The 24873-nt window shown below is 66.2% G+C and carries 17 protein-coding genes; 10 read left to right on the plus strand and 7 right to left on the minus strand.

The window, feature by feature from the left end; all coding sequences use genetic code 11:
• Positions 1-3: 3 nt before the first annotated feature.
• On the minus strand, positions 4-672 hold the full coding sequence (locus PSTAB_RS09115; RefSeq protein WP_013982643.1) for a TIGR04211 family SH3 domain-containing protein: 669 nt from the start codon (positions 670-672) through the stop codon (positions 4-6).
• A gap of 459 nt (positions 673-1131) precedes the next feature.
• On the opposite strand from PSTAB_RS09115, the gene PSTAB_RS09120 reads away from it, so the two are divergent.
• The 4 genes from PSTAB_RS09120 to PSTAB_RS09135 all read left to right on the plus strand — a co-directional run bounded on the left by PSTAB_RS09120 (position 1132) and on the right by PSTAB_RS09135 (position 6223).
• The gene (locus tag PSTAB_RS09120) at positions 1132-3597 is read left to right on the plus strand and encodes a PAS domain-containing protein (RefSeq protein ID WP_013982644.1); all 2466 of its coding nucleotides are present in this window, start codon (positions 1132-1134) and stop codon (positions 3595-3597) included.
• A gap of 94 nt (positions 3598-3691) precedes the next feature.
• Positions 3692-5020 (plus strand): TrkH family potassium uptake protein, encoded by a 1329-nt coding sequence (locus PSTAB_RS09125; protein WP_041771720.1) that lies wholly within the window; start codon positions 3692-3694, stop codon positions 5018-5020.
• A complete protein-coding gene (locus PSTAB_RS09130; protein WP_013982646.1) occupies positions 5010-5714 on the plus strand; it encodes a potassium channel family protein in 705 nt (234 codons plus the stop codon). The genes PSTAB_RS09125 and PSTAB_RS09130 overlap by 11 nt, the downstream gene beginning before the upstream one ends.
• Before the next feature lie 119 nt (positions 5715-5833).
• On the plus strand, positions 5834-6223 hold the full coding sequence (locus PSTAB_RS09135; RefSeq protein WP_013982647.1) for a GFA family protein: 390 nt from the start codon (positions 5834-5836) through the stop codon (positions 6221-6223).
• 3 nt (positions 6224-6226) lie between these two features.
• Here PSTAB_RS09135 and PSTAB_RS09140 read toward each other — a convergent pair whose 3' ends face one another.
• The 5 genes from PSTAB_RS09140 to PSTAB_RS09160 form a co-directional block, all read right to left on the minus strand.
• A complete protein-coding gene (locus PSTAB_RS09140; protein ID WP_013982648.1) occupies positions 6227-8575 on the minus strand; it encodes an FdhF/YdeP family oxidoreductase in 2349 nt (782 codons plus the stop codon).
• A complete protein-coding gene (fdhD, locus tag PSTAB_RS09145; RefSeq protein WP_013982649.1) occupies positions 8572-9369 on the minus strand; it encodes a formate dehydrogenase accessory sulfurtransferase FdhD in 798 nt (265 codons plus the stop codon). The genes PSTAB_RS09140 and fdhD overlap by 4 nt, the downstream gene beginning before the upstream one ends.
• Positions 9370-9476: 107 nt before the next feature.
• The gene (locus tag PSTAB_RS09150) at positions 9477-10364 is read right to left on the minus strand and encodes a LysR family transcriptional regulator (protein ID WP_013982650.1); all 888 of its coding nucleotides are present in this window, start codon (positions 10362-10364) and stop codon (positions 9477-9479) included.
• A gap of 50 nt (positions 10365-10414) precedes the next feature.
• A complete protein-coding gene (locus tag PSTAB_RS09155) occupies positions 10415-11452 on the minus strand; it encodes an AraC family transcriptional regulator (RefSeq protein ID WP_013982651.1) in 1038 nt (345 codons plus the stop codon).
• 7 nt (positions 11453-11459) lie between these two features.
• Positions 11460-12374, minus strand: coding sequence for a GGDEF domain-containing protein (locus tag PSTAB_RS09160; RefSeq protein WP_013982652.1), 915 nt, complete (start codon positions 12372-12374; stop codon positions 11460-11462).
• A gap of 952 nt (positions 12375-13326) precedes the next feature.
• On the opposite strand from PSTAB_RS09160, the gene PSTAB_RS09165 reads away from it, so the two are divergent.
• From PSTAB_RS09165 to PSTAB_RS09190, 6 genes are all read left to right on the plus strand, one after another.
• A complete protein-coding gene (locus PSTAB_RS09165; RefSeq protein ID WP_013982653.1) occupies positions 13327-15810 on the plus strand; it encodes a TonB-dependent receptor in 2484 nt (827 codons plus the stop codon).
• Between the two features lie 74 nt (positions 15811-15884).
• On the plus strand, positions 15885-17801 hold the full coding sequence (locus PSTAB_RS09170; RefSeq protein WP_013982654.1) for a phytase: 1917 nt from the start codon (positions 15885-15887) through the stop codon (positions 17799-17801).
• Positions 17802-17868: 67 nt separating this feature from the next.
• On the plus strand, positions 17869-18582 hold the full coding sequence (gene tolQ, locus PSTAB_RS09175) for a protein TolQ (protein ID WP_013982655.1): 714 nt from the start codon (positions 17869-17871) through the stop codon (positions 18580-18582).
• An 11-nt stretch (positions 18583-18593) separates the two neighbouring features.
• Positions 18594-19058, plus strand: coding sequence for a protein TolR (gene tolR / locus PSTAB_RS09180; RefSeq protein WP_041771721.1), 465 nt, complete (start codon positions 18594-18596; stop codon positions 19056-19058).
• Entirely contained in the window at positions 19058-19846 is a 789-nt protein-coding gene (locus tag PSTAB_RS09185) for an energy transducer TonB (protein WP_013982657.1), read from the plus strand. Before tolR ends, PSTAB_RS09185 begins: the two co-directional genes overlap by 1 nt.
• A 29-nt stretch (positions 19847-19875) precedes the next feature.
• Entirely contained in the window at positions 19876-21837 is a 1962-nt protein-coding gene (locus tag PSTAB_RS09190; RefSeq protein WP_013982658.1) for a PhoX family protein, read from the plus strand.
• An 8-nt stretch (positions 21838-21845) separates the two neighbouring features.
• On the opposite strand, the gene PSTAB_RS09195 is transcribed toward PSTAB_RS09190, so the two are convergent.
• Positions 21846-24830: a PAS domain-containing protein gene (locus PSTAB_RS09195; RefSeq protein ID WP_013982659.1), complete on the minus strand. Its 2985-nt coding sequence runs from the start codon at positions 24828-24830 to the stop codon at positions 21846-21848.
• Between the last annotated feature and the right edge of the window lie 43 nt (positions 24831-24873).

Here is a 24873-nt window from a genome sequence, read left to right on the forward strand (position 1 = left end):
GGCTCAGAACCAGCGATCGTTGCGTTTGCGGCCACGGGTCAACGACGGCAGGATCAGGCCCACCAGCAACCCGGCACCGGCAATGCTGCCGCCGTAGACCATGTACTGCATGAGGACCTGCTTGTTCTCGTCACCGAGGCGGGCCTGGGTGGCGCGCAGTTCCGACTGTGCTTCGGTCAGTGCCGTCTCGAGGGTCATGCGCCGGGCTTCGAGCTCGTCGATCAGCGCCTTGCGCGAATCCAGGGTTTCCTGCATGCCCTGCACGCGGACCTTCCAACTGTCGTCGATGGTCTTGAGCTGCTCGCTGAGTTCGGCGACCTGCTGCTCAAGTTGCGGCAGACGCTCGGCCTGGCCGGGCACTTCCTGCAGCTCCCTGCTGGGAATCCACACGGTGCTGCCCGATTCGGAGCGTACCTGGCTGTAGTCACCCTGGGTGCTGATCAACTCGACCTTCTGGCCAGAGGTCAGGGTGCCGACGATGCGATAGCCATCGGTGGGACCACTGCGAACGAAAGTATTCAGACTGTCACTGACCCAGCGAGCGTTGCTGTCATTGTTTTCCTGGGCATGGATCGGCGTTGTGGCCAGCAGCGCGCCAAACAGGCCGGCGCCGATGAAATGGCGCGAAGTGAAGCGGGAAAGCAAGGCAGAAAGATGAAGAGATATGGACATGAAAGATTCGCGATATTGGAAGAAGAATAAGTCCCCGGGGCGGGGCAGTGGGGTTGGCTGCACCTGGCCCCGCTGGGGCGCTGTCGAATACCGGACGACAGGCACATCGGAAACAGCCGGGCGGGTCGGTTGACCGCAGCCGGGCGCGCGAAGCACAGCGCGCCTTCAACGGAGCGCACAGCTGCCGCTCCGTATGGTGCATCAGCAGAATGACAGCCCACCGCGGGGAAAGTTCAGGCATGCCAGCGCAGCCGATAGGCGGCACGACATGGAGGGCAGGCGAGGCAACAGGCGCACTGGCCGACTCGACGTCATGCCTCGTGGTTGCGACTGCCGGTGTGCAAAACCCGGTCGTTTCTGGTCTGATTGCCGGCATTACATGACGGGTAGTGGTCCGCCCCTGGTCAAGGCTATGGAAGAGGGGGAGCAGCTCTGGAAAATCTTACCCGCGAGGAGCTCGTGGCCGAGGTGGTGCGCTTGCGCGCAGCGCTGGAGGAGCGCGCCATCGGCGACACCGAGGTGCGCTATCGCCTGGCGGCCAAGGCAACCAACGATGCCGTCTGGGATTGGGACCTGGACAGCGATCATGTGCTCTGGAACGACGCGCTGGAGCAGGCCTACGGCCATCCGCTGGCCAGCATCGAGTGCACCGGCGACTGGTGGCTGGCGCACATCCACCCGGACGACCGCGGCCGCATCGACGCTTCGATTCATGCCGTACTCGATGGCGGCCAGACTGCCTGGAACGACGAATATCGCTTCCGCCGTGTGGATGGCTCCTATGCGGAGATTCTCGATCGAGGCCATGTGATCCGTGACGAGCACGGGCGCGCCGTACGCATGATCGGTGCGATGCTCGACCTGACCCGCGTGCGTGCCGCCGAAGCGGCATTGCGCCAGAGCGAGGAGCGCTTCAGCGCTATCCTGCAGACCATCGAAGCCGCCTTCGCCATCGTCCAGGTCAAGTTCGACGCCGATGATCGGCCGGTGGACTACCAGTTCGTCGAGGTCAATCCGGCGTTCGAGCGGCAGACCGGCGTCGACCTGCACGGCAAATGGGTGACCGAATTCGCGCCGGAGCTGGAACGGTTCTGGTTCGATGCCTATGGCCACGTCGCCAAGACCGGCGAGCCGGCCAGCTTCGAAAGTTACGCGCAAGCGTTCGGTCGCTGGTTCGATGTGCGGGCGGTCCGGGTAGGTGCGCCGGCAGACCGCCGCATCGCCATTCTCTTCAACGACGTCACCCAGCGGCACGATGCCGAGGATCGCCTGCGCGTCAGCGAGTCCCTGGCGCGCGAGAACGTCCAGCGCGTCCAGCTGGCGCTGGCGGCCGGGGCCATCATCGGCACCTGGAACTGGGATCTGCGGACCGACCGGTTCACCGTCGACGAGGGTTTCGCCCGTGGGTTCGGCCTGGACCCGGCGCTGGGGCGCGAGAGGCTGAGCCTGGAGCAGATCATCACTAGCGTGCACCCGGAGGATCGCCCCGGACTGATCGCTGCCATCGACGAAGTCATTGCCCGTGGCGGAGCCTACGCCCATCAGTATCGGGTCCGCCGTGCCGACGGTCGTTACTACTGGATCGAAGCCAACGGCCGCGTCGACCACTCGCCGGAAGGCATCGCGCTGAGCTTTCCGGGCGTGCTGATCGATGTGGAAGACCGACGCTCCATCGAGGCCGAACGCGACCGTGCCACCGCGGCGCTGCGCGCTCTGAACGATACCCTGGAGCTGCGCGTCGCCGAGCGCACGGCCGAGCTGATCCATGCCGAGGAAAAACTGCGTCAGTCGCAGAAAATGGAGGCGGTCGGTCAGCTCACCGGCGGGCTGGCACATGACTTCAACAACCTGCTGGCCGGCATCAGCGGTGCGCTGGATCTGATGGGCATGCGGATCGCCCAGGGGCGGCTTAACGATATCGACAAGTACATGCTGGCCGCACAGAGCGCGGCCAAGCGCGCCGCCGCGCTGACCCATCGGCTGCTGGCGTTCTCACGCCGGCAGACGCTCGATCCGCGGCCGTTGGACGTGAACCTGCTGGTCGAAGGCATGACCGAGCTGATCCAGCGCACGGTCGGGCCGAGCATTCTGGTCGAGACCGTCAGTGCTCCCGACCTCTGGCCGGCATCGGTGGATGCCAGCCAGCTGGAGAACGCCATCCTCAATCTGTGCATCAATTCGCGCGATGCCATGCCGGACGGCGGTCGTATCATCATCGAGACGGCAAACCAGTGGCTGGACGCGGAGGCGGCGCTGGCCAACGACCTGCCGGCCGGTGAATACCTGTCGTTGACGGTGACCGACACCGGTACCGGGATGGCGCCTGGCGTGATCGCCAAGGCGTTCGACCCCTTCTTCACCACCAAGCCGATCGGCGAGGGCACCGGCCTCGGCCTTTCGATGATCTACGGGTTCGCCAAGCAGTCCGGCGGACAGGTGCGTATCAGTTCGGAACCGGGCAAAGGCACGTCGATGTGTATTCATCTACCGCGCTATCACGGCGAGGCGGGTGCCAGCACTGCGGCCCCGGTGCAGTCGGCCGCAGCGCTCACCGGCTCCTGCGGGACGATCCTCATCGTCGATGATGAGCCGACGGTACGGCTGCTGCTGACCGACGTGCTGGGTGATCTGGGCTACACCCTGATCGAGGCGGCTGACAGCCTCACCGGGTTGAAGCTGCTGCAGTCGGATGTCGGTATCGACCTGCTGATCACCGATGTCGGCCTGCCGGGGGGCATGAACGGGCGGCAGATGGCCGATGCCGGGCGGGAGGTGCGCCCCGGCCTGAAGACCCTGTTCATCACCGGCTATGCGGAAAGCGCGGCGCTGGGCAACAGCTCTCTCGGTGCCGGAATGCAGGTGCTGACCAAGCCGTTCTCCATCGACATCCTTGCCACCCGGGTGCTCGAGCTTTTACGCGGCTAGGCGCTTGCTGCCTGCCACATAGCCTCTCGCTCTGCTCACGGGCCGCCGGTCGGACGGCCCGTTCTCCTTTCCCGGATCTGTTGGCGCGGGTCGAATGAAATCATTGCTGCACCCAGGCAGGACCGTTGCTCTCGTTTTTCTGTTCGCCATCCTCTGCGGCACAGCGCTGCTCTCGTTATCCATAGCCCATGCCAGCGGCGAGACCGGCCCGTTGCTCACGGCCTTCTTCACCGCTGTCTCGGCGGTCTGCGTCACCGGTCTGGTGGTGGTCGATACGGGCACCTACTTGTCGACCTTCGGCCAGGTCGTGATCATGGCGCTGTTCCAGCTCGGTGGCTTCGGCATGATGACCCTGGCGACCCTGCTGGGCTTGCTGGTCAACCGTTCGTTCCGCTTGCGCGCCAAGCTGATCGCGCAGGCCGAGTCCCATGTACTGGGGCTGGGCGACATCAGCAGCGTGGCGAAACTGGTGCTGGTCGTCACGCTGGTGATGGAGCTGGCGGTCATGCTGCTGCTGACCCTGCGCCTGCATCTGTCGTACGGGCTTGGCTGGGGCGAGGCCGCCTGGAGCGGTCTGTTCCATTCCGTATCGGCGTTCAACAATGCCGGCTTCTCCATCCACGTCGATGGCCTTGTGCGCTACGCCACCGATGGATTCATCCTGCTGCCGGTGATGAGCGCGATCATTATCGGCGGTATCGGCTTCCCCGTACTCAACGACCTGCGCCGCAGGTGGTCGGACCCTCGGCACTGGTCGTTGCACACCAAGCTGACGCTGTCGGGGACAGCAGTGCTGCTGGTGGGCGGTTTCATGGCAGTGCTGCTGTTCGAGTGGTCCAATCCGGGTACGCTCGGTCCAATGGCCTGGGCCGACAAGCTTCTTTCGGCAGCCTTCGTTTCGGTCTCGGCGCGTACGGCCGGTTTCAATGCGCTCGATATCGGCGCGCTGACCCATGAGAGCTGGGCGCTGCACTATTTCCTGATGTTCATCGGTGGCGGCAGTGCCGGTACTGCCGGTGGGGTGAAGGTCGGAACCGTGGCCATCCTGGCGCTGCTGGTGATCGCCGAGATCCGCGGCAGGGCCGACACCGAAGCGTTCGGCCGCCGGGTCGGCAGTTCGGCCCAGCGCCAGGCGATCACCGTGCTGGTGCTGGGGAGCGCCATGGTCGTGCTCGGTACGCTGGTCATCCTGCGTGACACCGACATTCCCACCGATCAGGTGATCTTCGAAGTCATTTCCGCATTCGGCACCGTCGGCCTGTCCACCGGTATCACCGCCGATCTGCCGGAGACCAGCCAGCTGATGCTGACGCTGCTCATGTACGTCGGCCGGGTCGGCACCATCACCCTGGCCGCCTCGCTCGCGCTGGGCGAGCACCGCATGCCTTACCGCTATCCGGAGGAGCACCCAATTGTTGGCTAAATTGTTGTTTTCAGAGCAATTTTCGTTCTCCAAAGGCGACAGTGTGGTGGTCATCGGGCTTGGGCGCTTTGGCAGCTCGGTGGCGCGCTCGCTGACACGCCTTGGCCATGACGTGATGGGTATCGATCAGGCCGCCGAGCCCGTTCATGCATGGGCCGATCTGCTGACCCATGCGGTACAGGCCGACTCCACCAATGTCATGGCCTTGCGTCAGCTTGGCGTTGCCGATTTCCCCCATGCCATTGTCGGCATCGGCAGTGACCTGGCGGCGAGCCTGATGACCATCATGGCGCTGACCGAACTGGGCATCAAAGACATCTGGGTCAAGGCGCTGACCACCGAGCATGGGCAGATCGCAACGCGGATCGGCGCGCATCATGTGGTCTACCCCGAGGCGGACATGGGGGAGCGGGTTGCCCACCTGATCTCCGGACGGATGATGGACTTCATCGAGTTCGACGACGGCTTCGCCATCGCCAAGATCCATGCACCCGAGCGCATCCACAACAGCACCCTGGCCGCAGCGGCGGTGCGCGAGAAATTCGGCGTGACCGTCGTCGGCCTCAAGCGGGCCAACCAGGATTTCCAGCACGCGACGCCCAGCACTCAGGTGCTGCCGGGCGATCTGCTGATCGTCTCGGGGCCGACCCATGACATCCAGCGTTTCGCTGGCCAGGGGCGCAAGGGAAGCTGAAGCTGGTCTTCGTTAGTGCGGCGGTCCGGAGGCGACTACGCTTCTCGGGCGGCCGAGCCACGACCGTGCGCCCGCGACCCCTGGCGCGGCGCTCTCGGCACTGACGGAGGAGACACAAAGTGAATTCATTAAGCGGTGGCTGCCTGTGCGGCGACGTGCGCATCGTGACGGCGGGGCAGCCCTATCGAGTCGGCATCTGTCATTGCCTGGACTGCCGTAAGCACCACGGCGCGCTGTTCTACGCCGCTGCGGTGTTCCCGCAGGATGCGGTGACCGTTGAGGGCGAGACGGCCGAATACGCCGGACGGTACTTCTGCCCCCGCTGTGGCTCGTCGGTTTTTTCCCGCTTCGCCGATGAGATCGAGGTACACCTGGGCGCACTGGATGCGCCCGACCAGCTGACGCCGACCTACGAATGCTGGACCGTGCGCCGTGAAGCCTGGCTGCCAGCGTTTCCGCTCAGCCGGCGCTACCCCCACGACCGCGACGATTCCAGTCGCTTCGAATGAGTGTCATTGCCCGCTGGCGATCAGCTGCAGGTCGGTCGTCCGCGTGTTCGGCAGCACGCGGATCGCGATGAACTTGGAGGTGGGCGTATGGCTGCGCGCGCCGAAGCTTTCCAGCGGCACCAGCGGGTTGGTTTCCGGGTAGTAGGCGGCAGCCTGACCCTGCGGGGTGTCGTAGGCGAGCAGGGTGAAGCCGCTAACGCGCCGTTCGATACCGTCGTCCCATAGCGAAACCAGATCGACCTGCTGGCCGGCTTCAAGGCCCAGGCGCTGGATGTCGTCGGGGTTGACGAACACCACCTCGCGCATCCCCCTTACGCCGCGGTAGCGGTCGTCCAGGCCGTACAGCGTGGTGTTGTACTGGTCGTGGGAGCGCAGCGTCTGCAGGATCAGATCGGCGCCGATGCCCGCCTGGCGCGCCCGCTCTGGCAGCAGGTCGGCCGGCAGCGCATGTGCCTTGAACTCGGCGCGGCCGCTGGCGGTGCTCCATTCCCGACGCGCGGCCGCGTTGCCCAGATAGAAACCGCCAGGGCGATGCAGGCGGTGGTCGAAGCCGGCGAAACCCGGGATGGTCGCCGCGATCAGCTCGCGGATTCGTGCGTAGTCCTCCACCAGCCAGAGCCAGTCCACCGGGCGCTTGCCCAGCGTGGCGGCGGCGATACCGGCGACGATGGCCGGTTCCGAACGCATCTGCGTCGACAGCGGCTCCAGCTGGCCCCGGGAGGCGTGGATCATGCTGAACGAATCTTCCACGGTCACCGCCTGCGGGCCGCAGGCCTGGCGGTCGATGTCGGTGCGGCCGAGGCAGGGCAGGATCAGCGCTTCGCGACCCATGGTCAGGTGGCTGCGGTTGAGCTTGGTGCTGATCTGCACGGTCAGCGCGCAGTTGCGCAACGCCTGGCGGGTGCGCGGGCTGTCCGGCGTGGCCTGGGCGAAGTTGCCGCCCAGGCCGATGAATACCTGCACCTCGCCGGCCAGCATGGCCTGGATGCATTCCACGGTGTTGTGCCCGGGCTGGCGGGGCATCGGCAGGGCGAAATGGCGCTCCAGCGCATCCAGTAGTGCGGCCGGCGGGCGTTCGTTGATGCCCATGGTGCGATCACCCTGCACGTTGCTGTGGCCGCGCACCGGGCAGGCACCGGCGCCAGGCTTGCCGAGGTTGCCGCGCAGCATCAGCAGGTTGGCGATCTCCTGGATGGTCGCCACCGAATGATGGTGCTGGGTGATGCCCATGGCCCAGCAGACGATGGTCCGCCCGGCTTCGCGGTAGATCGCGGCGGCCTGGCCGATCGCGTCGCGTTCGAGCCCGGACTGCTGCGCGATCTGCGCCCACGGCGTGGCATCGATCGCCTCCAGATAGGCATCGACGGCATGGGTGTGCTCGGCGATGAAGTCGCGATCGAACACCGCCGGTCCGCCGCTCCCCAGCGCTTCGCGTTCCCATTGCAGCAGGTACTTGGCGATGCCGCGCAGTACGGCCAGATCGCCGCCAAGGTTGGGGCGCAGGTAGAGGCTGTGGGTTGGCGCGTCCTGGTTGGCGAGCATCTCGATGGGCTTCTGCGGATGCTGGAATCGTTCCAGGCCGCGTTCGCGCAGTGGATTGAAACAGACCACCTGGGCACCGCGCTCCAGCGCCTGGCGCAGCGGTTCGAGCATGCGCGGGTGGTTGGTGCCGGGGTTCTGGCCAAGTACGAAGATCGCATCGGCGTGGTCGAAATCTTCCAGCGTTACCGTGCCCTTGCCGACACCGATGGATTCGGTGAGGGCGACGCCGCTGGCCTCGTGGCACATGTTCGAGCAGTCGGGAAAGTTGTTGGTGCCGAAGCTGCGGCCGAACAGCTGGTAGAGATAGGCCGCTTCGTTGCTGGCCCGGCCGGATGTGTAGAAGGCTGCCTGGTGCGGGCTGGCCAGGCCGTTCAGGTGTCGCGCGATCAGCGCGAACGCATCATCCCAGGTGATCGGCCGATAGCGGTCGCTGGCCGCGTCATAACGCACCGGTTCGGTGAGACGCCCCTGGTATTCGAGCCAGTAATCGCTCTGCTCACGCAGCTGGCTGACGCTGTGGCGGGCGAAGAAGGCGGCATCCACGCGGCGGCGCGTGGCTTCCCAGTTCACCGCCTTGGCGCCGTTCTCGCAGAACTTCACCGCACCGGCCTCCGGCGAATCGCCCCAGGCGCAACCGGGGCAGTCGAAGCCGCCGTTCTGGTTGGTCTTGAGCATGGCGCGGATGTTCTTCAGCGCATTGCCGCTGCCGAGCCAGGCGCTGGCCACGCTGCGCAGGGCGCCCCAGCCGCCAGCCGGGCCGGCGTAGGGCTGGAAGCGGGTGGCGGGATGGTAGCGGGACATGCGGCTCATGGGTGACATCCGTTCTGGTCGGGCAGCGCAGGCGCAGGGCTGTAGACCCGCGGAGCGCTGTGGTGGGGCAGATGAATGAGGTTGAGGTGGTGCTGACGCGCCCACTGTACGGTGAGCTGAGTCGGTGCCGAGAGGCTGACCAGCGTGCCGATGCCGGCGCGCACGGCCTTGTGGATCAATTCCAGGCTGCAGCGGCTGGTGACCACGACGAAGCCTTCGCTCGGCTTGCGGCGTTGCAGCGTCAGCGCGCCGATCAGCTTGTCCAGCGCGTTATGCCGGCCGATGTCCTCACGGCAGAGGGCGATCTTTCCGTTGCCGTCGACATACAGCGCCGCGTGCAGCGCACCGCTGTCGCGCGCCATCAGCTGGGCGCTCGCAATGCGCTGGCGCAGCTCATGGAAATGCCCTTCGGGTGGCAGTGCTGTCGGCTGCAGCGGCACCAGCTGAGGCAGTGCCAGATCCAGCGCATCCACCCCGCAGAGTCCGCAGCCGCTGGTGCCGGCGAGCTGGCGACGCTGCTGCTTGAGTGTCCAGAACGCCCGCGGGCTGACCTGCACGTCCGCGCGGCGAGCGCTGCCGTCGCCGAGCAGGCGCAGGTCACGCAGGTCATCGAGTCGCTCGATCAGCCCGCCAGCGAGGCTGAAGCCGACGACGAATTCCTCCAGATCCTGCGGCGTCACCATCATCACGGCATGGTTCAGACCGTTGTAGCTGATGGCCAGCGCGCATTCCTCGGCCAACAGCGCAGCGCGTGCATCGTGCGGTTCGGTGGAGTTCAGAGTGGCGTAGAGCATGGCGGCTGCCTGCGACAGGTCGACGCAGGCAGCCTAGGAGCGCCGGTGCCGGCCGTCCAATCGCTATGTCCGATGGTGTGATCGATGGCGTCGATCACCAGCCCCTTTCATCGCTGTTGCAGCAGTTCGCGGGCCTCGTTGAAACAGGCCTCACCCAGTGCGGATCGCGGAGAGTCGCGCCGCAGGATCAGCCCCAGCGGCGCCAGAGTGCTGGCATTGTCGATAGGCGTCAGCGTCAGCCGGCTGTCCAGGGCCTCGAGTCCGCTATCGAGCGGCATGATGGCGCAGCACAGACCGGCGCCCACGGCCTGCAGCAGATGATGTACGGCATCGGTCTGCAGCCGCGGCGCAAGGCTCAGGCCACGGCTGCGCAGCGCGTGGTCGATGGACTGGCGAAAGTGCATGCCGCCGGTCAGCAGGCCCAGGGGCAGGCCAGCCAGGGCCTCCCAGCTCAGCGAAGGGGCATCGAAGCGGAAATGGCGCTCGTCATGCAGCAGACCCATGCGCGTTTCGCCCAGGGGCAGGCTGGCGAAGTGCGCGTCGTCGAGGCGCTCCAGATAGGACAGGCCGAGATCCAGCAGATTACGGCTGAGTCGCTCGAGAATCTGCTCGCTGCTGAGTGCGAACAGCTCGAAACGCAGGCTCGGATGGCGTTCGCCGAACGCCCGTACCAGCCGCATCGGGTCGAACCCGGCCAGCGGCACTACGCCCAGGCGCAGCGTGCCGACCAGCTGGCCGCGGCAGGAGGCGGCCTCGGCCAGCAGTCCGTCCTGAGCGGCCAGCAGGCTACGCGCCCAGGCCAGGATGCGTTCACCTTCGGGCGTGAAGCCTTCGAAGCGCTGGCCACGAATCACCAGCTGCAGACCGAGCTCGTCTTCCAGTGTGCGCAGGCGCATCGACAGCGTCGGCTGGGTGACGTGACAGCGCGCCGCCGCCTGGCTGAAATGCCGCGTTTCGTCGAGCGCCACGAGAAACTTCAGCTGCTTGATGTCCATGCCCGGTCCGTTTGCATCGAAGGTAGTGCGGGCCGAACCTTAGCATTTCCTCAGGGCGCGTCGAACAGTGGCTGCAGCCCGCTGGGCACAACGCCTGTCCAGCGCTTGAAGGCGCGGCGGAAATTGGTGGTGTCGTTGAAGCCCAGGTGCCGCGCCACAGCCTCGTTACCCAAGCCACAGGCCTGGTAGAGGTAGAGCGCGACGTGCTTGCGAACTAGGTCCAGTTGTTCCTGGAAATGCGTACCGTGCTTGGCCAGCTTGCGCTTGAGCGTCGCCGGGCTCATGGCGAACGCGACGGCGACGCGCTCGAGATTCAGCGGCTCGCGGATGTGCGCCTCCAGGTACTGGTAGAACGCATCGAGAAAGGCGCACGGCCCGTCCAGCGCATCGATCTGTTGCTGGCTGGCCTGCACCGCGACCTGGCCCACGGTGGTCGACGCCTCCGGCCAGGGCTGATGCAGGTATTCGCGCGGCAGGCTGAGCAGGGTCAACTGGCGGTCGAACTGCAGCGCATCGCCCAGATGCACCCAGTACTGCTCGATGTGCCGCGGCTGCGCATAGGCGAACTGGAAGCGCCAGGGCAACCGCAGACCGGAGCCGCGTTTGCACAGCGCGACGATGGCGGTCAGGTGCGCCTCCACGAGAAACCGCTGGTGCCGCCCACTGGCGCCACCATCCAGCCAGTACAGGTGAATTTGGCGTTCATCCAGCAGCAGCCTTGGAGCGAGCAACGGGCAGAGCAGGGCGCGGAACAGACAGAGGCGCTCCAGCGCCTGCTCGAGATTGCCGGCATTGGCCAGCGCCAGGCTGACTTCGCCGTAATGGCCGGGCAGCAGGCGCTGGCCGAAGAGGAAACTGCTGTCCGCTGCGCCGAGCAGGCGTTCCGCGTTGCCGATCAGGGTCAGCAACTGCGCCGGGCTGACCCGCGCCCGGCCACTGGCGATGTCTTCGTAGAACAGCCCGCTGCCGCGCAGCAGCGCGTGGCTGTCGATGCCGCGCGACAACGCCAGGTCCAGCAGGACCGCCGGCTGGTGATGCGCGGCGATGAAGCGGCTATCCCACTCGTACCAGCGTAAGGGGCTGCTCATGGTCGTCTCAGGCGCAGCGCGGCAGTGACTGCTTGGCCTTGGCCAGCGCGAGGTTGAGGCGCTGGAGCAGCTGCTCGGCATCGTCGTCGAAGGCCATCACCACCGCGGTACTGGCGCGCAGATGCAGGCGTTCGCCATGCTGGCGCGTCTTGTGGGCGAGGCTGGCCACGGCGGTCTGCAACTCCTCGGCAAGCTGCCGCGCCTGCTGTTCGGCAGTATCCGGCAGGAGCACGACGAAGCGATCGCCGGCCAGGCGGCAGAGCAAGTCCTGATGATGAAGGTTGAGCACCAGTAGCTGCGCCACGGCCTGCAGCACCAGATCGCCCTCGGCCTGGCCGTAGCGCTGATTGACCCGGCTGAAGTCGTCCAGGTCGATCGCCAGCAGAGACAGCGGGCGCTGCTCCTCGTCGGCCTGGCGCAGGGTCTGATCGAGCTGCCGCCGCAGGTATTCGGCGGTGCTCAGCGGGGTGAGGTTGTCGAACAGCCGATGTTCGCGGAACAGCCGCTCGCGCTTGTGCATCTGCGCGTTGATGGCGCGTTGTTCCTGGTTCAGGTGGTAGATGCCGAAGGTCAGCAGCAACAGACCCACCGGCATTGGCGCGGTTTCCAGCCAGTTATCCCAGGCGATGCTGGCGGGGATCTGGATGAACTCGTCAAGCAGGTCCATCCACCAGGAAAAGCAGATGCAGGCCAGGCCCAGTGCGAGCAACCGCGTCACCCGGCCGGCCGGGCGGCTGTGCAGCAGCATGACCAGCCAGGCGAGGGCGAGGGCGGCGCAACCGCCTTCGCCGACGACGTCCATCCAGTCGATCTCGCCCCAGGATTTGACCGTGCCGACTGCGAGCAGCAGCTGCAAGCCGACGTTGGCGGCCAGGGCGAGGCCGAGGAGGGTGAGGGTGTGGAGTTTGAGGAGGGATTTCATCGAGTCTCCGTGGCGAGGGCTCGCGCCAGTGCGTGAGGGCACGGAAACAGATGGATGTGACGGTTGGATGAATGGGGTGGGGGTTGAATTGGCTCAGGGTTTTTTTGGTTGGTTGATTTGCTGGATGGGATTGGGGACGTGGTTTGCCCTGATGGATTTGGATCAGTTCTTGCCCCACCATCCGGGTCTCGCTGCGCTCGACTCCCCTCGTTCCATCGCTGCTCCGGGGGCCGGCGTACAAGGGCCATCCATGGCCCTTTACGCCTTTCGCGGCATCCATGCCGCTCACTCCCCTACGCAACGATTGCACTCGGCCTCCTGAAAGGGGCGATTGGCGTTGCTCGTTAGTCAGTGCAATGTCCAGAAGCGGCGCGGTATCAACTGGTTTGTTGGCGCTGCGAGGGCAAGCATTGGCGTTCCAGCGCCATGATTGGCGCAGGTTCTCCTCGTAGGAGCTTGGATCGGATTGCAAGGAGTGCTCCCCGACTTTTACTTGCAGTGACCATCAGGCGACACCCGACGCCCCTTCAGGAGGGTGAGTGGAATCGCTGTGTAAGGGGGTGAGCCGCATGGATGCGGCGAAAGGCTTAAAGGGCCATGGATGGCCCTTGTAAGCCGACCCCTGGAGCAGCGATGTAGCGAACGAACCCCGCGCATAGCGCGGGGCCGTATGCAGGGGCAAAGCGTTTTTGGTTACTTTTTCCGCGTCTGGAAAAAGTGACTCGCCCAGCAGGGCGAAACAGGATCTTTCGCCTCCCTTCAAAAAACGGCTCTGGCGCGCAGCTCGCTTTGAAAACAGGTCATATCAGCTCAACCCCACCCCCAAAATCCCCCAAAACCCACTCTTCCAAACCCTCCCCAAATTTCCTGTCACAGAACCGCCATATCCCCCACCTACCGTCCGCTGCAGTTCCGGGATGGACCCGGCAAACACCATTCGGGGGAATCGTTCATGAACACATACCGCAGCGGCATCCGCCATGCAGGATTCCGCATCAGCCTGCTGGCCCTGGCTGTCAGCGCCGGTTCGGCCTGGGCCGAGGAGCCGCTGGTCATGGAGCATGTCGAGGTCATCGGCCAGGCCGTCAGCATCGACGAGGCACTGAAGGACCAGCGCAGTTCCGACAGCGTCAAGAGCGTGGTCCATGCCGATGGCATCGGCCAGTTGCCGGATGACAACGCCGCCGAAGCGCTGCAGCGCATTCCAGGGATCTCGGTGGAGCGCGACCAGGGTGAAGGGCGCTTCGTCAGCGTGCGTGGCATCGCGCCCGACCTGAACAGCGTCACCATCAACGGCACCCTGGTGCCCTCACCGGAAAGCAAGCGCCGCGCGGTGGCGCTGGATGTACTGCCGTCCGAGCTAGTGCAGTCGCTGTCGGTGGTCAAGACGCTCACCCCGGACATGGACGCCAACTCCCTGGGGGGCACCATCGAGGTGGAAAGCCTCTCGGCGTTCGATCATGACGGCCTGTTCTACAGCATCAGCGGCGAGGGCAGCTACGACGAGAATGTCGAGAAGACCAGCCCGAAGTTCTCCGGCGCGATCAGCAACCGCTTCAGCCTTGGCGATGGCGTCGACAACTTCGGTGTGGCCGCAGCCCTCAGCTGGCAGGAGCGCAAGTTCGGTTCGGACAACGTCGAAACCGGCGGCAAGTGGGACTTTGCCGACGATGGCGCACGCCTGGAAGAGTTCGAGCAGCGCGACTACGAGATCACCCGCGAGCGCACCGGTTTCGGGCTGAACTTCGACTACAAGCCGGATGACGTCAGCAGCTATTACCTGCGTACGCTGTACAGCCGCTTCAAGGACACCGAAACGCGCAACGCCGCCGGCGTGGAGTTCGAGGACGCCCAGTTGCCCGGCGAAACCGGCGATGCCGAAGGCTGGCGCGAGCTGAAATCGCGCGAGGAAACCCAGACCATCCAGTCCTACGTGTTCGGCGGCGAACGCATGATGGGCCTCTGGACCCTGAGCGGACAGGTCGGCTACAGCCAGTCCCGCGAGCGCAATCCGGGTGGCATCTCCGGCGCGACCTTCGAAGGCGACTTCGCCGACGCCGGTTTCTCCAGCAGCCGCAAGCCGCGACTGACAGTGGATTCGGCCTTCTACGATCCGGCTTCCTTCGAACTGGATGAAGTGGAGTGGGAGAAGAGCGATACCCGCGACCGGGAGAAGAACATCCGCCTGGACCTGGCCCGCGACTACGACATCCAGGGCTACGCGGCGCAGGCCAAGTTCGGCGGCAAGCTCAGCCGCCGGCACAAGGACAACGACAGCGAGGTCTGGGTCTATGACGACTTCGACGACCTGACCCTGGCCGATTTCCAGGGTGGCAACGTCGACTACGCGCTCGGCCGCTTCGGCCGCGGCATCAGCGCCTCGGCGATCAAGGGTGCGATCGCCGGGTTGGACGCCAGCGAGTTCTACGACGAGGAGGAGTCGCGCATCAATGATTTCGACATGCACGAGGACATCAATGCCGCGTACCTGATGAACACGGTGGACGTTGACCGCTGGCGTGTCATCGCCGGCCTGCGCTACGAGGGCACGCGCTTTCGCGCCAAGGGCACCGGCATGCGCGACGACCAGTTCGAGTCCATTTCCAGCAGCAACGACTACCACCACTGGCTGCCCGGCCTGCACGTGCGCTACCAGCTGACCGATGACACGCTGATCCGCGCCGCATGGACCAACAGCGTGGTACGCCCGACCTTCGGCCAGCTGGCACCCGGTTTCGTCATCGATGGCGACGACGCCGAGTTCGGTAACCCCGATCTCAAGCCGCTGGAGTCCGTCAACTACGACCTCGGCATTGAGCACTACATGGGCCGCGCCGGCGTGGTGTCCGCCTACCTGTTCTACAAGGACATCGACAACTTCATCTACAACACCGACCTGGCCGGCACCGGCCAGTGGGCGGCGTTCGACGAAGCGCTCAGCTTCCAGAACGGCAGCAGCGCCAAGCTCTACGGGCTGGAGCTGGCCTACTCGCAGAAGCTCGACTGGCTGCCGGCGCCGTGGAACGGTTTGTTGCTGGGCGCCAATGCCACCTTCAGCAAGTCCGACGCGGACATCGAGGGGCAGGGCATGCGCCGCAGCATCGACCTGCCGAACCATTCCGATACGGTCGGCAACCTGATGGTCGGCTGGGAAAACGACCGGCTCAACCTGCGCCTGGCCGCCAACTACAAGTCCGACTACCTGTACGAGGTGGCCGGTATCGACGACAAGGCCCACGACCTCTACGTCGACGACCAGCTGTTCGTCGACTTCAAGGCCGGCTACTTCATCACGCCGAGCCTGCAGCTGACCTTCGAGGCGCTGAACCTGACGGACGAGTCCTATTACGTCTACACCGGCCGCGGTTCCTACAACGCCCAGTACGAAGAGTACGGGCCGACCTACAAGCTCGGCCTGACCCTGACTCACTTCTGACCCCTTGCCGCTCCGGTGCCCGCCGTTCCCCTTTACGGCCGGGCACCGGCCTGCGGCACCTGAATGGATATCGCATGAACGCATTACCCAAAACCCTGCTGCTCGGCCTGTGCATCACCCTGGCCGCCTGCCAGTCCGCCGGTCAGGACGAGGCGCCACAGAGTACGCAGCTGAGCATCACCACGCCGGCGCAGACCGGCCTCGAATACGCGCAGCTGCTGGCCGGCAATGGCCCCTGGGCGCATGCCGAGCGCGTCCAGCTGGACAAGCAGGGCCTGCACCTGCTGGACAAGGCCGGCAACACACTGGCCGAGCACAGCGGGCGGTTCGAGGGCCTCGACCATCGCCTCGACCGTCGGGGGCTGCTGCTGGCCACCGTGGAGCGCAAGCGCCAGCAGGCGATGCTGATCGGCCTGGATGACAACCGGACCTGGAGCCAGCCGCTGTATCTGCCGCGCACCTCGTTCGCCATCGAGGGGCTGTGCCTGTACCGCGACAGCGCGCGCAACGACTTCGTATTCCTGCTCGGCGAGGAAGGTGTCGGCGAGCAATGGCTGGTGGGCAGCCAGGGCCGCCTGCTCGGTGAAGCACGGCGCGTGCGCGGGCTCAGCCTGCCGCCGCAGAGCACCTTCTGCCAGACCGATGACATGGCCGGGCAGCTCTACGTCAACGAGGAGAACGTCGGCTTCTGGCGCTACCCGGCGGATGCCGAGGCGCCGCTGCAGCGTGAGCCGGTCGATCTGGTCAAGCCGTTCGGCGCGCTGACAAAGGTGGCGGCTGGCATGGCGTTGGTGCCGGGTGGTCTGTTGGCCCTGGATGCCGAGGCGCCGGCGCTGCACCTCTATCGTCAGAGCGAATCGGGTTGGCAGGCGGACGGCGTGCTGCCGCTTGAAGGCCTCGATGAGCCGGAACGCATCAGCGCGCGTCGCACCTCCGAAGGAGTTGAACTGCTGCTGGCGGACGAGCACGGCCTGCATCGCGCCCAGCTGGCGTGGCAGCCACAGGCACTGCCGCATCCCGAACCCATCGTCAGTCTGGCGGCAGCGGTGGAGACCGGCCCGGTGCCCAGTCTGGGGGACGCCGCCGATGACCCGGCGATCTGGGTCAATCCGCGCGATCCTGCGCAGAGTCGCGTGCTCGGCACCGACAAGAAGGGCGGGCTGGTGGTGTACGACCTGGAAGGCCGCCAGCTGCAAAGCCTGACCGTCGGCCGGCTGAACAACGTCGATGTGCGCAGCGGTTTCCGCCTCGGCAGCAAGCGCGTGGACCTGGCCGTGGCCAGCAACCGGGATCACAACAGCCTGCACCTGTTCGCCATCGACCGCGCGAGCGGGGTGCTCCGCGATATCGGCCAGATCGCCACGTCGCTGAGCGATATCTACGGCCTGTGCATGTTCCAGAACCGCCAAGGTGTCACCTACGCGATCGCCAACGACAAGGACGGCACCTTCGTTCAGTACCGCCTCGATGGCCAGTCCGGCCAGCCGCAGGGTGAACTGGTGCGGCGCTTCAAGCTGGACAGCCAGCCCGAGGGCTGCGTCGCCGATGACCGTGGCGAGCGGCTGTTCGTCGGTGAAGAGGACGTTGCGGTCTGGGTGGTCGATGCCCGTGCCGAGGTGCCGGCAGCGCCCCAGAAGGTGATCGGCGTTGGCGGGCCGGTGTACGACGACATCGAAGGCCTGGCGCTCTACCACGGCGAGGGTGGCGATTACCTGGTGATCTCCAGCCAGGGCAACGACAGCTACGTGGTGCTTGATGCCCAGGCGCCGTATGCCGTGCGCGGCGCGTTCCGCATCGGCCTGAATGCCGAGCGCGGTATCGACGGCGCTTCGGAAACCGACGGGCTGGAGGTCACTTCGGCGGATCTCGGCGGCATCTGGAGCCGGGGCATGCTGGTGGTGCAGGACGGCCGCAAGCGCATGCCCGAAGGCACGCAGAACTACAAATACCTGCCCTGGTCAGCCATCGCCGATGCGCTGGGTCTGGATTGATGTCATCGCCCGGTAACCGACCCGCCATCCAATAGCAGCTGCCCATGCGGGCAGGAGGAAACGATTCATGCAAACGACTCTCGAGCACATGTCCGTCTGGGGCCTGATCAGCGAGGCCAGCCTGGTGGTGCAGGCGGTGATGGTGATCCTGGTGCTGGCTTCGGTCTCCAGCTGGTACCTGATCATCCGTCGCAGCGCCGCGCTGCACCGCAGCGAACGTCTGCTGCGCAGCTTCCAGCAGCGCTTTCGCCAGGGCGGCGATCTCGCCCAGCTCTACCGCGAAGGGCAGCAGCAGCCGTTGCCGGAGGAGGCCGCTTTGCAGCGCATCTTCCTCGCCGGTTACGGCGAGTTCGCCCAACTCCAGCGTGAAGCGGGCATCGCCCCGGATGCGGTCGCCGAGGGCGTGGAGCGCAGCCTGTACGTCGCCATTGCCGAGCAGGAGGAACGCCTGGAGAAGGGCCTGCAGTTCCTCGCCACGGTGGGTTCGGTGAGCCCCTACATTGGCCTGTTCGGCACCGTGTGGGGGATCATGAACTCCTTCCTCGGCCTTTCGCAGGTACAGCAGGCCACGCTTTCCACCGTCGCCCCGGGTATCGCCGAAGCGCTGATCGCCACGGCCATCGGCCTGTTCGCGGCGATTCCCGCAGTGATGGCCTACAACCGCTTCGCCGCCCGCGGGCAGACGCTGGTCGGCCGTTACTACGCCTTCGGCAACGAGCTGCAGGCGCGCCTGCATCGGCGCCTGCACGCTGCTTCGCCCAGCGTCGCCGCAGCCGCCTGAGGAGGCCAGCGATGCTAGTCAGGCCACAGCGCAAACACGGGCCCAAGGCGGAAATGAATGTGGTGCCCTATATCGACGTGATGCTGGTGCTACTGGTGATCTTCATGGTCACCGCGCCGATGCTGGTGCAGGGCGTCAAGATCGAGCTGCCGAAGGTGGCGGCCGAGGCGCTGCCGGTAGAGAACGAGCGGCAGATCCTGACGCTTTCGGTGAAGGCCGACGGCGGCTTCTACTGGAACCTCGGCAGCGAGCTGGACGTCGAGAACCAGACCGACAGCGCCGTCGACCTGGCCGAGCTGCAGGCCAAGGTCGGCGCGGTCATTGCCGCGCGGGGCGACACCCAGGTCTATATCCGTGCCGACGAGGCGGCGGACTACGGTCGTGTGGTCGCCGGTATCGCCGAGCTGCAGCGCGGCGGGGTGGTCAACCTGGGCCTGATCACCGAGGCGCCGGCCGCTGCGGAGCAGGAGCAATGATGGCGCTCGGCTTGTCGGCGCCGCCCACGGCCGTGCTCAAACAGCGGCGATGGACCGGTGCCGCTGGCGCGGCGCTAACCACGCTGGGCTTGCATGCCGGGCTGTTCGCCCTGCTGCTGACCAGCTGGACGCCGACGATGGACGCACCGGTTGCCACCCAGGTGATGCAGACCCAGCTGATCAGCCTGCCGCCGCCGGTGCCAGTACTGCCCGAACCGCCGGTTGCGAAACCGGTCGAAGCGCCGCCGCCCCCCGTTCAGGTCGAAGCGCCACCACAGGTGGAGCAGGCCGACCTGGCCTTCAAGCGCGCCGAACGGGAGCGCGAAGCCGAGCAGCAGCGCAAGCAGCAGCTGGAACGTCGCCGCGAGGAGCACCGCCGCCGTGACGAACAGCAGCGTCTGGAGCAAGAGCGTCTGGCCGAGCAGGCACGGCTGGACGCGCAGCGCCGCCAGGCCGAGGCAACGGCCCGTGCCGAAGCGGCCGAGCGTGCCCGGCAGGCGGCTGCCGCGGAGGCAGCCAGCCGCCAGTACCTGCCGATCGCCAAGAAGCCGCCGGTCTATCCGCAGCGGGCGCTGGACGCCGGGCTGCAGGGCGCCTGCACGGTGAGCTACACGGTGGACGTCCAGGGACGGGTGCGTTCGCCCAAGGTGGTTGGTGACTGCCATCCGCTGTTCATCCGTCCATCGCTGATCGCGGCCCAGAGCTTCCGCTACCAGCCGCGCATCGTCGATGGGCGGGCGGTGGAGGTGCCCAACGTGCAGAACACCTTTCATTACCGCATCGAGTGATGCGGTTCAGCCATTCAGGATTCGTTTCGATGAAACAGGATTTCAGCGCTTTTCACGCCAGCATCGCCGCCCATGATGACCAGGCGATCAACCCCAGCCGCAACGTATCTCTGCACGATGTCATCGATCAGCGCCGCCGCGGCCTGCTCAAGGGCGGCCTGGGCCTGGCCGGCATTGCCTTTCTCGGCGGCGCACTGGCCGGCGCCCGGGCTGCTGCCGGACCGGCGCGACTGATCGGTTTCCAGGGCATTCCGGCGCAGCTCGACCCGCAGTTCGACCGGGTCGAGGTGGCGCCAGGGTACAGCGCGCGGGTGTTCTTTTCCTGGGGCGACCCGGTACTGGCCGATGCGCCTCAGTGGCAGGCCGATGCCAGCGACGACTGGCAGGCGCAGCTCAAGCAGGCCGGCGACAACCACGACGGCATGCATTTTTTCCCGTTCCCCGATGCGCCGGGCAGCCACGGCCTGCTGGTGATCAATCACGAATACGTCAACCCGACGCTGCACACCGACGGCATGCGTCTGGAGGAAGGCCGGCGCCCGCTGGAACAGGTGCGCAAGGAGCAGGCGGCCCACGGACTGAGCGTCATTGAAGTGCGCAAGGATGCCCGTGGCCAGTGGCAGCGGGTGTTGCCGTCGCGCTACAACCGGCGCCTCAGCGCGTTGACGGAGATGGCCATTTCCGGGCCGCTGGCCGGCCATCCGAGCATGAAGACCGTCGCCGACCCGGATGGCAGGACCGTTCTGGGCACGCTGAACAATTGCTCCAGCGGCTTCACCCCCTGGGGCACCTATCTGATCTGCGAGGAGAACTGGCACAACTACTTCGTCAACCACGATCCGCAGGACCTGGCGGCGCGGGTCTCGCACCAGCGTTACGGCATCGCCGGCAGCGGCTTGAGCAAGCTCTACGGCTGGGAAACCGCCGATCCGCGCTTCGATGCCACGCCGCGGGCCGACCAGCCCCACGGTGGCTACGTCAACGAGCCGCACCGCTTCGGCTGGGTGGTGGAAGTCGATCCGTTCGCCCCTGACAGCGTACCGGTCAAGCGCACCGCGTTCGGCCGTTATTGCCGCGAATGCTCGGTGCTGTCGCTGGGCGAGGATGGGCGCATGGCGTTCTACTCGGGCGACGACACCAAGGGCGAGTATGTCTACAAGTTCGTCCCCAGCGGTCGCTTCGCGGCCGGGGCGGACGCCGACAACCGCCGCCTGCTGGATGAGGGCACGCTGTACGTTGCCCGCTTCGACGCCGACGGCAGCGGTGAATGGCTGGCTCTGGTGCATGGCGAGCACGGGCTGACCGCAGAGAACGGCTTTCCCGGTCAGGCCGAGGTGCTGCTCAATGCCCGCGCTGCCGCTGACCGCGCCGGGGCGACGCCGATGGATCGGCCGGAATGGGTCGCGGTGCATCCGCAGACCCGCGAGGTCTACGTAACGCTCACCAACAACGACGGGCGTGGCGACAGGCAGCCTGTGGACAAGGCCAACCCGCGACCGAACAACCTGCACGGCCAGATCCTGCGCTGGCAGGAAGAGGGCGGTGATCCGACCGCCACGCGCTTTGAGTGGGAGGTCTTTCTGCTCGCCGGCGAGCGCAGCGGGGCGCGGGACGCCCAGGGCGACCCGGTGGCGGCCAATCTGGTCGGTACCATCGACGGCGACTGCTTCTCCTCGCCGGATGGTCTGGCATTCGATGCCGCTGGCCGGCTGTGGATCGAAACCGATTTCGACGACGACCAGCCAGCCATGCAGGCCATGGGCACCAACCAGCTGCTCTGTGCCGACCCGGTCACCCGGGAGGTGCGGCGTTTTCTGGTGGGGCCGCGTGGTTGCGAGATCACCGGCATCACTTGGAGCCCGGACTACCGCGCCATGTGGATCAATGTGCAGCACCCGGGGCTGAGCTTTCCGGCCAGCGACGGCCAATCACGCCCGCGCTCGTCCACCGTGCTGATCACCAAGGACGATGGCGGCGTGATCGGCAGCTGAGGCGCTCGTCAGCACAGCTGCTCGATGGCATCGAGCAGCTCGTCCTGACTGAACGGCTTGGCCAGCCGCTGCAGCGCAAGCGCCGGCGCGGTGGAGGGCAGTTCGGCGTAACCGGAGACCAGCAGGATCGGCAATTGCGGGCGAGTCTCCCGCACCACGGCTGCCAGCTGCGCACCGCTCATCAGCGGCATGGCGTGATCGGTGACCAGGATGTCGACCTGGTTGACCTGCAGCAGATCCAGCGCTTCCCCGGCCGACCGCGCGGTGAGCACCCGATGTCCGGCCGCTTCCAGGATGCCGGCGGTGCTGAACAGCACCAGCTCGTCGTCGTCCACCGCCAGCAGGGTCAGCGCCTTCATCGTGCGCCGGGAGCTTTCATCGGGTGCCGGCGTGGAGACAGGCGCCGACGCAGGCGCGTTATCCGCCGCCAGGGCCGGTAGCCAGATCTCGGCGGTGGTGCCCGCACCGGGCGAGCTGCGCAGCACCAGCCGACCGCCGGATTGTTCGGCCAGCCCATGGACCATGGACAGCCCGAGCCCGGTGCCCTTGCCGACCCCCTTGGTGGTGAAGAAGGGCTCGGCCGCGCGCTTGAGGGTCGCTTCATCCATGCCGCTGCCGTTGTCGCTGAGATCCAGGCGCACATAGCGGCCGGCGGGCAGGCCGTTCTGCTCCTCGGGTAGCGTCAGCTCTTCGGCGGCGATGCGGATACGGCCGACGCCGGACATGGCGTCACGCGCATTGGCGGCGAGGTTGAGCAGGGCGGTTTCCAGCTGGTTGGGATCGGTCTTCACCTGCGCCAGCCGGGCCGGCAGCTCGACCTGCAGCTGGATGGTCGGGCCAAGCGAGCTGAGCAGCAGCTCCTTCATGCCCGCGATCAGCTGCGGCAGGTCGATCGGTGTCTTGTGCAGTTCCTGCTTGCGGGCGAAGGTGAGCATGCGCGCGGTGAGCGAAGCGCCGCGTTCGGCACCGGCTCTGGCATTGTCCACCAGGCGCAGCAGCGCGGGGTCGGCGGGCATGCGCCGACGCAACAGGTCGAGGCTGCCGAGCACGGCCATCAGCAGGTTGTTGAAGTCGTGGGCGATACCGCCGGTGAGGTTGCCCAGCGCCTCCATCTTGTGCAGCTGCTGCAGCGCCTGTTCGGCGTTCACCCGTTCGCTGATGTCCAGCGCCTCGGGTACCAGGGCCACGATGCTGCCGTCCTCGCCCGGTACCGGGCGCATGGAGAAATCGAAGACGCGCACGCCCTGCGGCATGTTCAGGGTCATGGTCACGTGCTCGGTGGCGCCGGCCGCTACCCGCCGTGTCATCTCTCGCATCACCTCGGGCATACCCGGTGTCGCGGCGAACCAGGGCGATTCCCAGAACGGCATATAGGCCAGTTCGTTGAAGCGGGCGCTGATGCCGGCCAGGGCCGTGGCGTTCACGTAGAGAATCGCGCCGTCCGGCGCGAGCATCGCCATGTACAGGTGCGAGGTCTCCAGTACCGCGCGGATGTTGGCCTCGCTGCGGGCCAGCGCCGCGGTGCGCTCGAGCACCTTGGCTTCCAGCTGTTCGAGGAAGCTCCGCTCGCGCTGGCGCACCGCAGCGGCGGAACGCACCCGTTCGATGTGGGCCCAGGAACGGTCGGTGACCTCGGTGAGCAGGGCCAGCTCGCAGGCGCTCCAGGCCCGCGGTACGCGGCTGTGAATGGCCATCAGTGCGGTCAGCCGACCCTCCTTGACCAGCGGCATGCAGATGGTGGCGGCGATGTCGAGTTGCTGGAAGGTCGCCGCGTCGGCGGCGGGCAGGCGGGCAAGGTGATCGTCGACGATGAAGGGTTCGCCGGCGCGCAGCTTCTGGACCGCCAGACTGCCGAACGCGGCGAGGCGGTAGTGGCCGACGATGCTCATGCAGCCCGGCGCCGACCAATCGCCACGGATGGTGAAGCTGTCCTGGTCGGGCTCCATGTCGGCGTAGGCGCAACTGGACAGTCCCAGGTGTTCGCCGAGCATGCGCGTGGTGGTGGCCAGGATGGCATCGGCATCGACACTGCGCGCCGTCTCCTTGGACAACGCATCGAGGAAGCGCAGGCGCTGCTCGTTTTCACGCAGCGCTAGGTCGGCCCGGGCACGCTCGGTGACATCGTGGCCCTCGACGAAGATGCCGCCGACGTTGCCATCGATATCGGTGACCGGCTGGAAGACGAAATCCAGCACGCGGTCTTCTTCCGCTGCGCCGCGGGTGCGCTGCAGACCGATGTGAATGCCGGAGCCGACGAAGGCCTCGCCGCTGCGGTAGACCCGGTCGAGGATTTCGATGAAGCCCTGGCGCTCCACCTCCGGCAACGCATCGCGCACCGGCTTGCCGATGATCTCGCGCTCGCCGACGAGCCGGCAGTAGGCCGGGTTGACCATTTCGAATACGTGCTCGGGGCCGCGCAGCATCGCCATCATTCCCGGCGCCTGCTCGAACATCTCTTGCAGGCGTGCCTGCTGGCCTTGCAGCTCACGCTCGGCCATTACCCGTTCCGTGGTTTCCACGACCATGGCAATCACGCCGGCCGGCTGCGCCTGCTCGTCGAACACCGGCGAATAGTCCAGGTTCATCCAGGCGCGTTCGGGGCGACCGTTGCGGTACAACGCCAGCTCCTGATCCTTGTAGGAGAGCGTGCCGCCGGCCAGGCCGACCTTCATCACGTGGTCGTTGAAGTCCGCCACTTCCGGCCAGCCCAGGCGCACTTCCGAGCCCAGCAGCTGCGGATGACGGCTGCCGGCGAACCCGGAATAGGCGTCGTTGTAGATCATGATGCCGCGCTCGCCCCAGAGCAGGACGATGGGTGTTGGCGAGAGCAGCAGCATCGCCGTGACGGTCTTCAGGCTCTGCGGCCAGTCCCGCAATGGCCCCAGTGGAGTGCTAGACCAATCGAAGCGTCGGATCAACGTGCCCAGTTCGCCACCGTCCGGGAGGAAGCTGTGGCTCGCATCATCAGGCGTGGGGTTGGCTGCTGGTTCCATCAGAAGCGTTCCGTCATCCGGTAGAGGGGCATTCGGCTCGGCC

The sequence above is a fragment of the Stutzerimonas stutzeri genome, from assembly GCF_000219605.1.
In the GTDB taxonomy this organism is placed as follows: domain Bacteria; phylum Pseudomonadota; class Gammaproteobacteria; order Pseudomonadales; family Pseudomonadaceae; genus Stutzerimonas; species Stutzerimonas stutzeri.